Origin of the sequence: Streptomyces sp. NPDC048417, from assembly GCF_040651615.1 — a bacterium.
Lineage (GTDB): Bacteria > Actinomycetota > Actinomycetes > Streptomycetales > Streptomycetaceae > Streptomyces.
Window position 1 is genome coordinate 42,643 of record NZ_JBEZKI010000031.1, and the last position, 13,421, is coordinate 56,063.

The window sequence follows — 13,421 nt, forward strand, 5'->3', positions numbered from 1 at the left end:
ACAGGGTCCCGATCAGCTTCCGACCAGGGTCCCGATCAGAACCGCGCCTTGTTCTTGGCCTTCTTCCAGGCGTCCGGCAGCTCCGCCTCCACCGCCGCCGCCCGCTGTTCCTCACGGCTGTAGAGCAGGCCGTAGGTGAACGTGCTCTCGCCCGCCGCGTGGGCCACCGCGGACAGCTCGCGCAGGGTCGCGCGGGCCATGACGCTGTCCTGGTGCTCGCCGATCCGGGACTGGAGGGACTTCATGGACTTGACCATGGCCTTCGCCGGCTTGCCGAGGGCGGGGTGGGCCGCCTCGGCCGCGTAGCGGGTGCGCTTGGCCTTCTTGCGGGCCTCGTGCAGGCCGTGGTCGCGGTCGGTGCCGGGCGGTTGCGCCATGCCCGTCTCGATCAGGTCGGTCACCTTCGCGAAGTCCTTGTGCACGGCCTTGGGCAGGACCTTCTCCGGTTTGCCGGCGGCCGCCTTCAGCAGCGGCGGGGCGGCGACCAGGGCGTCCAGGGTGTCGAGCAGGGTCAGGTAGCGCTTGGAGTCCAGGACGCCGAGCAGTCGGCGCCGGGAGCCGCGGTCGCCGGCTTCGGCCCAGTTGCGCAGGCGGTCGTGGATGGGGCCGTCCACGAGGAGGGGCGGCACCTCGTCCAGGGACGCCGCCAGGCGCTCGGCGAGGACCTCCAGGTCGCGGCCCACGCCCAGCTCGCCGGCGAGCCATTTCAGCTCGTCCGCGATCGGGTCGGTGACCTGCCGGTCGAGGACCTTGGGGAAGGAGCGGAACGTGCTGCGCAGCCGGCGGGTGGCCACGCGCATGTCGTGCACGCCCTCCTCGGTGTCCAGACGGACGGCCGGGTCGAGTTCGACGATCGCGTCCCGCTGGGCGCGGACGTAGGCGAGGACGTGGTCGCCGGCCGTGCCGGGCTCGCCGGCGTCCGGCTCCTTCGGGTGCGGTTTGCCGCCGTGCGTCTCGGCGAGTGCCCGGGCCAGCTTCGACGGGGACTTCGACGGCCGTACGCCCGCCTTGCCCAACCGTTTCTCCGCCTTGTCGAGGAAGGCCGGGTCGCCGCCGTCGGCCAGCTCCACCTCGATCTCGGTCCACTGCGCCTCGCCCTCGCCGCCGAACAGCCGGGTGGCCCGGACGCGGTCCACGCTCACCTCGGCGAGCAGCCTGCCCTCCGCGTCGATCAGGTGCTGGACGTCGCGGGTGGTGCGCAGCCGGACGACGGGCACGAGTTGGCCCTCGCGGACCCGGGAGCGTGCCAGTGTGGCGAGTTCGCCGGGGATCGTGTCGGAGAGGGGGGCGTGGATCTCGTCCCGGACGCCGGGGGCGACGGGGAGTTTGAGGTGCCAGCCCGCGTCGCTGCCTCCGCTGCGGCGGCGCAGGGTGACCTTGGACGAGGCCAGGCGCAGGTCGGAGGTGTCGTAGTAGGTCGCGTCGAGGTCGACGGTGCCCTTGTCCACGACGTCGGCCACCCCGGCGACGCCGGTCAGGTCGGGCAGACCGCTGTCATCGGATTCATACTTGCGCTCGATTTCACGCTTCGTATCCGCCATGAGCTGAATCTAGTGGTCGGGCCGCTGCGGGGGCAGAGGCCAACGCAGATGAATCGGAGGAAAACCGTAGATGCGACCGAGGCGAACACATCGCGATGAATGTGTTCACCTCCGCGAGTTCCCCGGTGTCGCCCGGCTATGCCGACATCGGCCGCTGCACCCTGATCGACTGCAACAGCCCCACCCCCACCCACACCGCGAACATCGACGAGCCGCCGTACGACACGAACGGCAGCGGCAGGCCGGTGACGGGCATGATGCCGAGGGTCATGCCGATGTTCTCGAACGCCTGGAACGCGAACCAGGCCACGATCCCCGCCGCCACGACCGTGCCGTACAGCTCGGTCGTCTCGCGGGCGATGCGGCAGGCCCGCCACAGGACGACGCCGAGGAGCACGATGATCAGGCCCGCGCCGGCGAAGCCCAGCTCCTCCCCGGCCACCGTGAAGACGAAGTCGGTCTGCTGCTCGGGGACGAACTGGCCGGTGGTCTGCGAGCCGTGGAAGAGGCCCGCACCGGTCAGACCGCCGGAGCCGATGGCGATCCGGGCCTGGTTGGTGTTGTAGCCGACGCCCGCGGGGTCGAGGTCGGGGTTGGCGAAGGCCGCGAAGCGGTTGATCTGGTACTCGTCCAGGATGTGCAGCTGCCAGACCGCGATCGCGCCCAGCAGGCCGGTCGCGAGCAGGCCGAAGATCCAGCGGTTGGAGGCGCCGGAGGCGAGCAGCACGGCCAGGATGATGATGACCATGACCATGACCGAGCCGAGGTCGGGCATCAGGAGCACGATCAGGATCGGCACCGAGGCCAGGCCCAGGGCCTGCAGGACCGTGCGGTGGTCGGGGTACTTCTTGTCACCGGCGTCGACCCGGGCCGCCAGTATCATCGCCATCCCCAGGATGATGGTGATCTTGACGAACTCGGACGGCTGGAGCGAGAAGCCGCCGCCGAGCACGATCCAGGAGTGCGCGCCGTTGACGGTGGAGCCCAGCGGGGTGAGCACGGCGAGGATGCCGAGCAGCGACAGGCCGTAGAGGATCGGCACCGCGTTGCGCAGCTGGCGGTGGCCGATCCAGACCGTGGCGATCATCAGGGCGAGCCCGATGCCGGTGTTCATCAGGTGCCGGAACAGGAAGTAGTACTGGTCGCCCTGGTTGATCTCGGTGCGGTTGCGGGTCGCCGAGAACACCAGCAGCGAGCCCAGCAGGGACAGCGCCAGGGCCGCCATCAGCATCGGCCAGTCCAGGCGGCGGGCCAGCGAGTCCCGGGCGAACAGCCGGGTCCAGCCGGCCCGCGCGGGACCGTAGCCGGAGACGGAGAAGCTGTTGACTCCGGTCATGCCGGGAACCTCCCGCCAGAAACGCTTCTCACGTCGGCATCCTCCGGCTTCCCCTCTTCCGCGCCCGCCTTCGGGTGTTGCGGTTGCCCGTCGACGGCGAGGACGTGGTGGCCGGGGTCTGCTGGCCGTCGTCGCCCTTGTCGCCCTGCTGGCTCGCCTGGAAGTCCTTCACCGGGTCCTTGGAGATTTTCGGGGAGGCGATGGTGCCGTCCGTGCGAACCTTCGGCAGACCCTGCTGCGGGGTGGAGAGCAGCGCCTTGTTCTTGTCGATGGAGCCGTCGGCACCGACGCCGTACAGCGCGCTGTAGATGTTGCGGACCGCCTCACCGGAGGCACCGGAACCGGTACCGGCCTGGGCGATGGTCATGATGACCGTGTAGTCCTTGCTGTAGGTGGCGAGCCAGGACGTGGTCTGCTTGCCGTAGACCTCGGCGGTACCGGTCTTGCCGTGCAGGGCGATCTTGTCCTGCGGCCAGCCGCCGAACTTCCAGGCGGCGGTACCGCGGGTGATGACGCCCGCGAAGGCCTCGTCCATGCCCTTGAGGGCGGCCTGGCTGACGGGCAGCTTGCGCAGCGCCTTGGGCTTGATCTCCTGGACGGACTTGCCGTCGGCGCTGACGATCGCCTTGCCGATGGTCGGCTGGTACTCGGTGCCGCCGTTGGCCACCGCGCCGTAGATCATCGCCTCCTGGATCGGCGTGACGAGGGTGTCGCCCTGGCCGATGGAGTAGTTGATCTCGTCGCCCTCGCGCATCTTGTTGCCTTCGAGGCAGTTCTCGTACTCGATCTTCTGGACGTAGGTGCCGTCCTTCTTGCCGGACTTGCACCAGGCGTCCTTGTTGGCCTTCCAGTAGTCGAGCTTCCACTGGCGGTCGGGGACCCGGCCGGTGACCTCGTTGGGGAGGTCGACGCCGGTCTCCTTGCCGAGGCCGAACTGGTGGGCGGTCTTGAAGAACCAGTCCTTGGGCTCGCCCTTCTTCGGGTTGATGCCGCCGTCCTTCTTCCACTCGCGGTCGGCGAGTCCGTAGAAGACGGTGTCGCAGGACACCTCCAGGGCGCGGCCGAGGGAGATCGGGCCGAAGTTCTCGCCCTCGAAGTTCTTGAAGACCTGGCCGCCCACCGAGTACGAACTCGTGCAGGGGTAGCCGCCGTCCCACACGTAGCCGGCCTGGACCGCGGCGGCCGTGGAGACCACCTTGAACGTCGAACCGGGCGCCGCCTGACCCTGTATGGCCCTGTTGAGCAGCGGGTAGTCGGAGTTCTTGCCGGTGAGGGCCTTGTAGTCCTTGGCGGAGATGCCGCCGACCCAGACGTTCGGGTCGTAGGTCGGCGCGGAGGCCATGGCGACGATCCGGCCGGTCTTGGCCTCCATCACGACGACGGCGCCGGAGTCGGCCTTGTAGTTCTCCTGGGTGATCTTGTCGTACTGCTTGCGGGCGACCTTCATCGCGTTGTCCAGCTCGTACTCGGCGACCCGCTGGACGCGGGAGTCGATGCTGGTGACCAGGTTGGAACCGGGCTCGGCGGCGTCGGACTTGGCCTTGCCGATGACCCGGCCGAGGTTGTCCACCTCGTAGCGGGTGACGCCTGCCTTGCCGCGCAGTTCCTTGTCGTACTCGCGCTCCAGGCCGGAGCGGCCGACCATGTCCGAGCGCAGGTAGGGCGAGCTGGTGTTCTGGGCCTGCTGGATCTCGTCGTCGGTGACCGGGGAGAGGTAGCCGAGGACCTGGGAGGTGTTGGCCTTGCCGGGGGCCGGGTAGCGGCGTACCGCCTCGGGCTCGGCGGTGATGCCGGGGAAGTCCTCGGCGCGCTCGCGGATCTGCAGGGCCTGCTTGGCGGTGGCCTCGTCGGTGATGGGGATCGGCTGGTAGGGGGAGCCGTTCCAGCAGGGCTGGGGGGTCTTGGAGTCGCAGAGTCGGACCTTCTGCGCGACCTCGCTGGGGCTCATCCCGAGGACGCCGGCGAGCTTGGTGAGGACCGCCTTGCCGTCGTCCGCCTGCTTGAGCAGGTCGGTACGGGAGGCGGAGACGACCAGCCGGGTCTCGTTGTCCGCGATGGGGACTCCGCGCGCGTCCAGGATCGAGCCGCGGACGGCGGGCTCGACGACCTGCTGGACGTGGTTGCCGGAGGCTTCCTTCTGGTACTCGGCGCCCTCACGGATCTGCAGGTACCACAGGCGGCCGCCGAGGGTGCCGAGCAGGGAGAGGACCAGGATCTGGATGACGACGAGACGGATCTGGACCCGTGGGGTCCGTCCGGTCTCGGGAATGTTGGTCACTGGGTTGCCTCCCCCTCTCAGTGATGTGTGTATGTGTCATATACGACGAAGCTGTGCGCCGCGTCGCCGGGTCCCCGGGTGAACTCCCGTGCGCTCACAGCCGCTTGACCCCCTTGATCCGGCCGACGCGGACGTTGCGGGTGCGCGCCCTGGCCTTCAGGGAGCTGAGGCCGCCGCGCTGGCCGCCGATGCGCAGTCCGGTGCCGGAGGAGAGCCAGCCGGAGGAGATGTCGCCCGTCCTGGTGCCGGAGCCCGCCTCCGTCAGCGGGTCGCTGTCGGCGCGGCGGGCCAGCCACATGATGCCGGGGACCACGAACGGGGCGAGCAGCAGGTCGTAGAGGGCGGCGCTGATCAGCAGGCTGGTCATGCCGACATGGCGGGCGGCGGTGTCGCCGACGAGGGCGCCGACACCGGCGTACAGCAGGGTGGAGCCGACGGCGGCGGCGACCACGACGAGCATCGGCCCGGTCGCGGACTTCAGCCGGCCGTTCTCCGGCTTGATCAGGCCCGCGAAGTAGCCGACGACGCACAGCACCAGGGCGTAACGCCCGGCCGCGTGGTCGGCGGGCGGGGCGAGGTCGGCGAGCAGTCCGGCGCCGAAGCCGACGAGGGCGCCGCCGACATGGCCGTACACCATGGCGAGGCCGAGGACGGTGAGCAGCATCAGGTCGGGGACGGCGCCCGGCAGGTGGAGGCGGGCGAGGACGCTCACCTGGACCACCAGGGCGACGACGACCAGGGCGGAGGAGAGCAGGATCCGGTTGACACGCATGAAGGGATTCAGCTCCTACCGCTGCTGCTGGTCGTTGGTGGCGGTCTCGTCCGTGCCCGAGTTCGTACCCGAGTCCGTACCCGAGTTCGTGCCCGAGCCCGATCCCGTGTTCGCGCTCGCGGACGGGGTGACCGTGACGGTCACCGTCGGGGTCGGCGTCGGCTTCGGCTTGGCCGGGAGCACCTCGTCGCGCGGGTCCTTCTTGGGCGCCTCGACGACCACGCCGACGATGTCGAGCTTGGTGAAGGACACGAACGGCGTGACGTAGAGGGTGCGGGTGAGGCCGCCGTTGGACGGGTCGACGCTGGAGACCGTGCCGACCGGGACGCCGGGCACGAAGGGCCGGTCGGCCTGCGAGCCGAAGGTGACGAGCCGGTCGCCCTTCTTCACCTCGGCCTTGCCGTTGAGGAGTTCGACGCGCAGCGGGCGGTCGCCCTGCCCGGAGGCGAAGCCGAGTTCGTCGCTGCCCTCCATGCGGGTGCCGACGGTGAAGTCGGGGTCGTTGGCGAGCAGGACGGTGGAGGCGTCGGGGCCGACGGTGGTGACGCGGCCGACCAGGCCGTTGCCGTTGAGGACGGTCATGTCGCGCTTGATGCCGTCGTTGGCGCCGACGTCGATGGTGATGGTCCAGGAGAAGCCCTGCGCCGACCCTATGGCGATGACCTGGGCGCCCTTGATGCCGTACTGGCCCTCGGCGGCGATGTTCAGCATCTTGTCGAGCTGCGCCAGGCGGCTGCGGTTGCGGTCGTTGCTGCCGAGCTTCGCCTTGAGGGTCGCGTTCTGCTTCTCCAGCCGGGCCAGCCGGTCGTGCCGTTCGCCGGAGTCGCGGATGGCGGAGACGGCGTTGCCCACCGGGTCCACCACCGTCGACATGCCGTTCTCGATCGGGCCGAAGACCGTGGCCGCGGCCTGCCGGGCGCCGTCGACCGGGGAGTTCCTGCCGCCTCGGATGTCCACCGTGATCAGCGCGAACGCGATGGCGATCAGCAGCACCAGGAGCAGCCGGCTCTCTTTCGTGTCCCTCACGTGCGGCGGCCGTGCCTTCCTCGATAGGAACTTGCGGGAGCTTGGGGGGTGAGTGGGGGAAGTCAGGGGGAGGAAGCTCGTTCGTGTGAGCCTATGCCTCGATATCAACGATCCGCCGCACGAGAGGAGATCATCTCGTACGGCGGAATCGAAGAGTTACGTCATCTGCGCGGCTGGGCGTCCAGGACCTGCTGGAGCGCCTCGAACTCCTCGACGCACTTGCCGGAGCCGAGCGCCACGCTGTCCAGCGGGTCCTCGGCGATGTGGATCGGCATGCCGGTCTCCCGGCGCAGCCGTTCGTCCAGACCGCGCAGCAGTGCGCCGCCGCCGGTCAGAACGATTCCCCGGTCCATGATGTCGCCGGACAGCTCCGGCGGGCACTTGTCCAGCGTGGTCTTGACTGCGTCCACGATCGCGTTGACGGGTTCCTCGATCGCCTTGCGGACCTCGGCGGCCGAGATGACGACGGTCTTCGGCAGCCCCGACACCAGGTCCCGGCCGCGGATTTCGGTGTGCTCGTCGGCGTCCAGGTCGTACGCCGAACCGATCGTGATCTTGATCTGCTCGGCCGTCCGCTCCCCGAGAAGAAGGCTGTACTCCTTCTTGATGTGCTGGATGATCGCGTTGTCCAACTCGTCGCCCGCGACACGGATCGACTGGGCGGTGACGATGCCGCCCAGCGAGATGACCGCGACCTCCGTGGTGCCGCCGCCGATGTCCACCACCATGTTGCCCGTGGCCTCGTGGACCGGCAGGCCGGAACCGATCGCGGCCGCCATGGGCTCCTCGATGATGTGCACCTGGCGGGCACCGGCCTGCGACGACGCCTCGATCACCGCGCGGCGCTCGACACCGGTGATACCGGAGGGCACGCACACGACGACCCGCGGCCGTGCCAGGTAGCGCCGCTTGTGGATCTTCAGGATGAAGTAGCGGAGCATCCGCTCGGTGATCTCGAAGTCGGCGATCACGCCGTCCTTCAGCGGACGTACGGCGACGATGTTGCCGGGCGTACGCCCGATCATCTTCTTCGCTTCCGCGCCGACCGCCAGAATTCCACCGGTGTTCGTGTTGATCGCGACGACGGACGGCTCGTTGAGTACGATCCCGCGACCCCTGACGTACACCAGCGTGTTGGCGGTCCCGAGGTCGACAGCCATGTCACGGCCGATGAACGACATTGAGTTCCCCATCAGGATTCGTCTGGCCTTCCCGGGAGCTTTTGAGGGCATATCAGGTCGGCGAAGTGCGTGCTGTGACGTGAAGGCTTCCATGGTAGACGCGCCTGCACGAACACTGCGCGAGGGTCTTCGCCATTGTCAGCACGTACAGGGCCGTATCGCTTGTGGAGACGGTCCGACGGGGGCACTCGTTCCCCCGATCGGCACGCATATGCCGAGGGACGGCCGAAATCATTCGACCGCCCCAGGCCAGACGGAGTAGTGGACTGACATCCAGTCAGAAATATCTACGGAAGCTCTACGGGGGCCCCGCCCCGGTGAGTCAGGCGCGGCCCGGGAAGAAGATCTTGACCTCGCGCTCGGCGGACTCCTCGGAGTCGGACGCGTGGATCAGGTTCTCGCGGACGATCACGCCGAAGTCGCCGCGGATGGAGCCCGGCGCGGCGGCGATCGGGTCGGTGGGCCCGGCCAGCGCGCGGATGCCCTCGATGACCCGCTCGCCCTCGACGATCAGGGCGACGACGGGGCCGGAGGCCATGAACTCGACCAGCGGCTCGTAGAACGGCTTGCCGACGTGCTCGGCGTAGTGCTGCTCCAGCGTCGCCCGCTCCAGGGAGCGCAGCTCCAGCGCGGTGATCCGCCAGTCGGCCTTGCGCTCGATACGGCCGATGATCTCGCCGGTCAGGCCGCGACGGACGGCGTCGGGCTTGAGCAGGACGAGGGTGCGCTGAGTCACGTGAGGGCTCCTTCGCGGTACTTACGTGTGCGGTGAGGAGAGGCTACAGGGCTGGTCCGGGCGTCCGTCACGCAGTGTCAGTAGGCCCGGTCGGCGGCGGCCGGGGGCAGCCGCCGACCGGACCCCCGCTTCGGCCTGGACCGCCTCGTCCTCACACCCCGGACGGGCTGTTCTCGGTGCTCTCCGCCGCGAAGCGGGCCTTGGCCTCGTCGATCTTCCTGCCGTAGTGCACCGAGGCCCACCACAGGGCCGCGAAGACGGCGCCCATGAAGTACATCGTCGGCACGAAGACGCCGGAGGCGATCAGGGCGATCTGCAGGGCCCAGCCGAGAGCGATGCCGCCGGGGCGGGTGATCACACCGCACAGGGCCACGCAGAGGAACATCGCGATGCCGCTGACCAGCCACACCGTGGCGGTGGACAGGTCGGGGTCCTTCATGGCGACCAGCGCGGCGAAGCCGATGACGAAGAACTCGCCGATCAGGGTGGAGGAGCAGAGCGTCCGCATGGTCAGGCCCTCCCCAGCAGCAGCCGGGCCTCGCCGACCGTGATGACCGAGCCGGTGACCAGCACCCCCGCGCCCGCGAACTCGCCCTCCTCCTCGGCCAGCGTGATCGCGGCCTCCAGGGCGTCGGGCAGCCGCGGCTCGACCTGGACGCGGTCCTCGCCGAACACCTCGACGGCGACCGCGGCCAGTTCGTCCGAGTCCATCGCGCGGTGGCTGGAGTTCTGGGTGATCACGACCTCGGCGAAGATCGGCTCGAAGGCCTCCAGGAGGCCCCGGACGTTCTTGTCGCCGCTCGCCCCGACCACGCCGATCAGCCGGCTGAAGTCGAAGGCCTCGCCGACCGCCTCGGCGGTGGCGCGGGCGCCGGCCGGGTTGTGCGCGGCGTCCAGGACGACGGTGGGAGAGCGCCGTACGACTTCGAGGCGGCCCGGCGAGGTGACCGCCGCGAACGCCTTGCGGACCGTGTCGATGGCGAGGGGCTCGGGGCGCTGGGCGCCGACGCCGAAGAACGCCTCCACGGCGGCCAGCGCGACGGCCGCGTTGTGGGCCTGGTAGGGGCCGTGCAGCGGGAGGTAGACCTGCTCGTACTCGCCGCCGAGGCCGCGCAGGGTGAGCAGCTGGCCGCCGACGGCGACCTGGCGGGCGACCACGCCGAACTCCAGGCCCTCCCGGGCCACCGTGGCGTCCACCTCGACGGCCTTCTTCAGCAGCACCTGGGCCGCGTCCACCGGCTGTTGGGCCAGGATCACGGTGGCGTCCTGCTTGATGATCCCGGCCTTCTCGCCGGCGATCGCGGCGGTGGTCTCGCCGAGCCGGTCGGTGTGGTCGAGGTCGATGGGGGTGACGACGGCGACATCCCCGTCGATGACGTTGGTGGCGTCCCAGGAGCCGCCCATGCCGACCTCGACGACGGCCACGTCGACGGGGGCGTCCGCGAAGGCCGCGTACGCCATGCCGGTGAGCACCTCGAAGAAGGAGAGCCGGTACTCCTGCCGGGAGTCGACCATCTCGACGTACGGCTTGATGTCCTCGTAGGTCTCGATGAACCGCTCGGCGGAGATCGGGGCGCCGTCGAGGCTGATGCGCTCGGTGACCGACTGCACGTGGGGGCTGGTGTAGCGGCCGGTGCGCAGGTCGAAGGCGCCGAGCAGGGCCTCGACCATGCGGGCGGTGGAGGTCTTGCCGTTGGTGCCGGTGATGTGGATCGAGGGGTACGACCGCTGGGGGTCGCCCAGGACGTCCATGAGGGCGGTGATCCGGGTGACCGACGGCTCCAGCTTGGTCTCGCCCCAGCGGGTCGCCAGCTCCGCCTCGACCTCGCGCAGGGCCCGGTCGACCTCGGGGTCCTCGGGGCGGGCCGGGACGTCGGCCTGCGCCGGGCCGCCCTGGGTACGCAGGGTCCGGCTGCCGGCCTCGATCACCGCGAGATCGGGGTCGCGGTCCGTCTCGGCCTCGATGATGTCGTCGAAGCTCTCATTGGGGTCGCGCGGGGGCAGATCACTCACGGCACCAGTCTACGGAGCACCGCACGGGCCCGGCGGCCCAGGAGGGCTAGGAAGGTTCGGCAGGGGGCAGGGCCTGCTCGCACCAGATGGTCTTGCCGGCGGAGGTCTGCCGGGTACCCCAGCGCTGGGTGAGCTGGGCGACCAGCAGCAGGCCGCGGCCGCCCTCGTCGAAGACACGGGCCCGCCGCAGGTGGGGGGCGGTACTGCTGCCGTCGGAGACCTCGCAGATCAGCATCGTGGTGTCCCGGATGAGCCGCAGCTGGATCGGGGAGCCGCCGTAGCGGATGGCGTTGGTGACCAGCTCGCTGACCACCAGTTCGGTGGTGTACGACAGGTCCTCCAGCTGCCAGGCGCCGAGCTGGCCGGTGGTCAGGGTCCGGGCCCGGGCGACGTGCTCGGGGTCCGAGGGGACGTCCCAGGTGGCCACCTGCTCGCCGGGCAGGGCGCGGGTGCGGGCCAGCAGCAGCGTGACGTCGTCGGCGGGTTCGCCCGTGCGCAGGGCTGCCACCACGTGGTCGCAGGTCGCCTCCAGCGACTCCCCGGGCGTCGCCAGCGCACGGCGGAGCCGGTCGAGGCCCTGGCTCAGGTCGAGGTTGCGGGAGTGCACCAGTCCGTTGCTGAACAGCGCGAGGGTGGTGCCTCCGGCGAGGTCCAGCTCGGTCGTCTCGAACGGCAGTCCGCCGAGCCCGAGCGGCGGTCCGGCCTGGCCGGGGGCCTTCTCCACCACGCCCTGCGGAGTGATCACGAAGGGCAGCGGATGGCCCGCGCTGGCGAGGGAGCAGCGCCGCGAGACCGGGTCGTAGACGGCGTACAGGCAGGTCGAGCCGACCTCGCCGGCCGGTTCCAGGGCGCCGTCGTCGAGGTGGAGGACGAGGTCGTCGAGGTGGGTGAGGAGTTCCTCGGGCGGCAGGTCGACGTCTGCGAGGGTGCGGACCGCCGTGCGCAGCCGGCCCATGGTGGCCGAGGCTTGGATGCCGTGGCCGACGACGTCTCCGACGACCAGGGCCACCCGGGTGCCCGACAGCGGGATCACGTCGAGCCAGTCGCCGCCGACTCCGGCCCGGGTGCCGGTCGGGAGGTAGCGGTAGGCGATGTCGACGGCCGGCCGGGCGGGCAGGTCGTGCGGCAGCAGGCTGTGCTGGAGGGCCAGCGCGGTCTCGCGCTCCCGGGTGTAACGGCGCGCGTTGTCGACGGCGGCCGCGGTCTTCGCGGCCAGCTCCTCCGCGTCGGACAGGTCGTCCGCCTCGAACGGCGGCGAGTCCTGGGTCCGCCAGAAGGCGATCATGCCCATCTGGACGCCCTGCGCCGACAGCGGCGCGGTGATCAGCGAGCCCATGCCGTACGCGAGGAGCCGCTCCGCCCACTGGGCGTCGGGAGCCCACCCGGCCGGGGCGGTGCGCAGGTCGGGCAGGAGGGCCGCGCCGGTGCCGGGGACGTGCGGGAACGGTACGGCCGATGCGCCGACCGGGGCCAGCGGCGACCCGTCGTGGATGCCTCCGCGGGCGACGCGTCGCAGGCCCTCGCCGTCGGCGTTCGCCGGCTCCCCGCCGGTCAGGACGGATGCCGCCAGGTCGACGGTGACGTGGTCGGCGAAGCGGGGGACGGCGACCCGGACCAGTTCGTCGGCGGTCCGCCGCACGTCGAGGGTGGTGCCCACGGCCGTACCGGCGTCGTAGAGCAGTCTGAGCCGCCGGTGGCTCTTCTCCAGGGAGTCGGCCATGGTGTTGAACGCCGTCTCCAGCTGCCCGATCTCCCGTCTGCCGGAGGGTGGCACCCGGGCGCTCAGGTCACCGGTGGCGAGCCGGGTCGCGAAGCGGGCCATCCTGCGCACCGGCCAGACGATCACCCGGGTCACGTAGGCGCCGTAGCCGACGATCAGGCAGACCGCCACTCCGACGCCCATGGACGCCGCGACCATGAGCATGTCCATCCGGTTCTCGAGGTCGTTCTCGCGCCTGTCGATGGTGACGCGCTCGACGTCGAGATAGCGGGAGAGCTGGTCCCGGAGCCCGTCGACGCGCTGCCGGCCCTCCAGCGTGCGCGCCGTGCCGCTCGCCTCGGGGGCGCCACGCCGGGCCTCGTCGACGAGCGGGACCGAGTAGTCGTCGATGAAGGACTGCCCGGCCTGCCGGATCTGCTGGGCGAACCGCCGCTGGGCGGGGGACGTGCTGATGTCCACGAGTCGCTGTGCCTGGGCCGGAAAGGCGGCTCGTGCGGCCCGCCAGGGCTTGAGGAACTCGTCCTGGTGGGTGATGACGTAGCTGCGCTGTCCGCTCTCCATGTCACGGATGGTCTCCTCGACCACTCTGACCTGCTGCAGGGCCGGTCTGCCGCTCCGGGCCGCCAGCAAGGAGCCGCGCGCGTCCCCGATCGCCCACACCAGCATCAGGAAGACGAGGCCCATGAGCACCGCGAGAAGGCCGCCCGCGACAGCCGTCAGGGGCACCAGTCCCCTGTGCGGAGGTGTCTTCGTTCGGCCCCTGCGCAGCATGCGGGCGTTCCCTCCGCCACGAAGCATCAAAACGGAACATTAAGGTC

10 protein-coding genes are annotated in these 13,421 nt (G+C 70.3%); all 10 read right to left on the minus strand.

All coding sequences use genetic code 11. The features are described 5' to 3' along the window. Positions 1-35: 35 nt before the first annotated feature. Entirely contained in the window at positions 36-1,541 is a 1,506-nt protein-coding gene (locus AB0D59_RS38885) for a CYTH and CHAD domain-containing protein (RefSeq protein WP_362575689.1), read from the minus strand. Between the two features lie 136 nt (positions 1,542-1,677). After that, positions 1,678-2,877 (minus strand): rod shape-determining protein RodA, encoded by a 1,200-nt coding sequence (gene rodA / locus AB0D59_RS38890; RefSeq protein ID WP_362575691.1) that lies wholly within the window; start codon positions 2,875-2,877, stop codon positions 1,678-1,680. A gap of 28 nt (positions 2,878-2,905) precedes the next feature. Next, positions 2,906-5,155 (minus strand): penicillin-binding protein 2, encoded by a 2,250-nt coding sequence (mrdA, locus tag AB0D59_RS38895; protein WP_362575693.1) that lies wholly within the window; start codon positions 5,153-5,155, stop codon positions 2,906-2,908. 94 nt (positions 5,156-5,249) lie between these two features. After that, entirely contained in the window at positions 5,250-5,927 is a 678-nt protein-coding gene (gene mreD / locus AB0D59_RS38900) for a rod shape-determining protein MreD (protein WP_362575695.1), read from the minus strand. A gap of 15 nt (positions 5,928-5,942) precedes the next feature. Further along, positions 5,943-6,953: a rod shape-determining protein MreC gene (gene mreC / locus AB0D59_RS38905; RefSeq protein ID WP_362575697.1), complete on the minus strand. Its 1,011-nt coding sequence runs from the start codon at positions 6,951-6,953 to the stop codon at positions 5,943-5,945. A gap of 161 nt (positions 6,954-7,114) precedes the next feature. Further along, positions 7,115-8,134 (minus strand): rod shape-determining protein, encoded by a 1,020-nt coding sequence (locus AB0D59_RS38910; RefSeq protein WP_004931372.1) that lies wholly within the window; start codon positions 8,132-8,134, stop codon positions 7,115-7,117. A 322-nt stretch (positions 8,135-8,456) separates the two neighbouring features. Beyond that, positions 8,457-8,870, minus strand: a complete 414-nt coding sequence (ndk, locus tag AB0D59_RS38915; RefSeq protein WP_362575699.1) for a nucleoside-diphosphate kinase — start codon at positions 8,868-8,870, stop codon at positions 8,457-8,459. Between the two features lie 151 nt (positions 8,871-9,021). After that, the gene (locus tag AB0D59_RS38920; protein ID WP_362575701.1) at positions 9,022-9,378 is read right to left on the minus strand and encodes a DUF4233 domain-containing protein; all 357 of its coding nucleotides are present in this window, start codon (positions 9,376-9,378) and stop codon (positions 9,022-9,024) included. 2 nt (positions 9,379-9,380) lie between these two features. Beyond that, complete coding sequence (locus AB0D59_RS38925) at positions 9,381-10,883, minus strand: folylpolyglutamate synthase/dihydrofolate synthase family protein (protein ID WP_362575703.1); 1,503 nt, start codon at positions 10,881-10,883, stop codon at positions 9,381-9,383. A gap of 46 nt (positions 10,884-10,929) precedes the next feature. After that, positions 10,930-13,329 (minus strand): SpoIIE family protein phosphatase, encoded by a 2,400-nt coding sequence (locus tag AB0D59_RS38930; protein ID WP_362575705.1) that lies wholly within the window; start codon positions 13,327-13,329, stop codon positions 10,930-10,932. Positions 13,330-13,421 lie beyond the last annotated feature (92 nt).

Bases quoted from the DNA above. Each gene is read 5' to 3' on its own strand.
- AB0D59_RS38885 (WP_362575689.1), bottom strand. From the start codon at position 1,541: ATGGCGGATACGAAGCGTGAAATCGAGCGCAAGTATGAATCCGATGAC.
- rodA (WP_362575691.1), bottom strand. From the start codon at position 2,877: ATGACCGGAGTCAACAGCTTCTCCGTCTCCGGCTACGGTCCCGCGCGG.
- mreD (WP_362575695.1), bottom strand. From the start codon at position 5,927: ATGCGTGTCAACCGGATCCTGCTCTCCTCCGCCCTGGTCGTCGTCGCC.
- AB0D59_RS38910 (WP_004931372.1), bottom strand. From the start codon at position 8,134: ATGTCGTTCATCGGCCGTGACATGGCTGTCGACCTCGGGACCGCCAAC.
- AB0D59_RS38920 (WP_362575701.1), bottom strand. From the start codon at position 9,378: ATGCGGACGCTCTGCTCCTCCACCCTGATCGGCGAGTTCTTCGTCATC.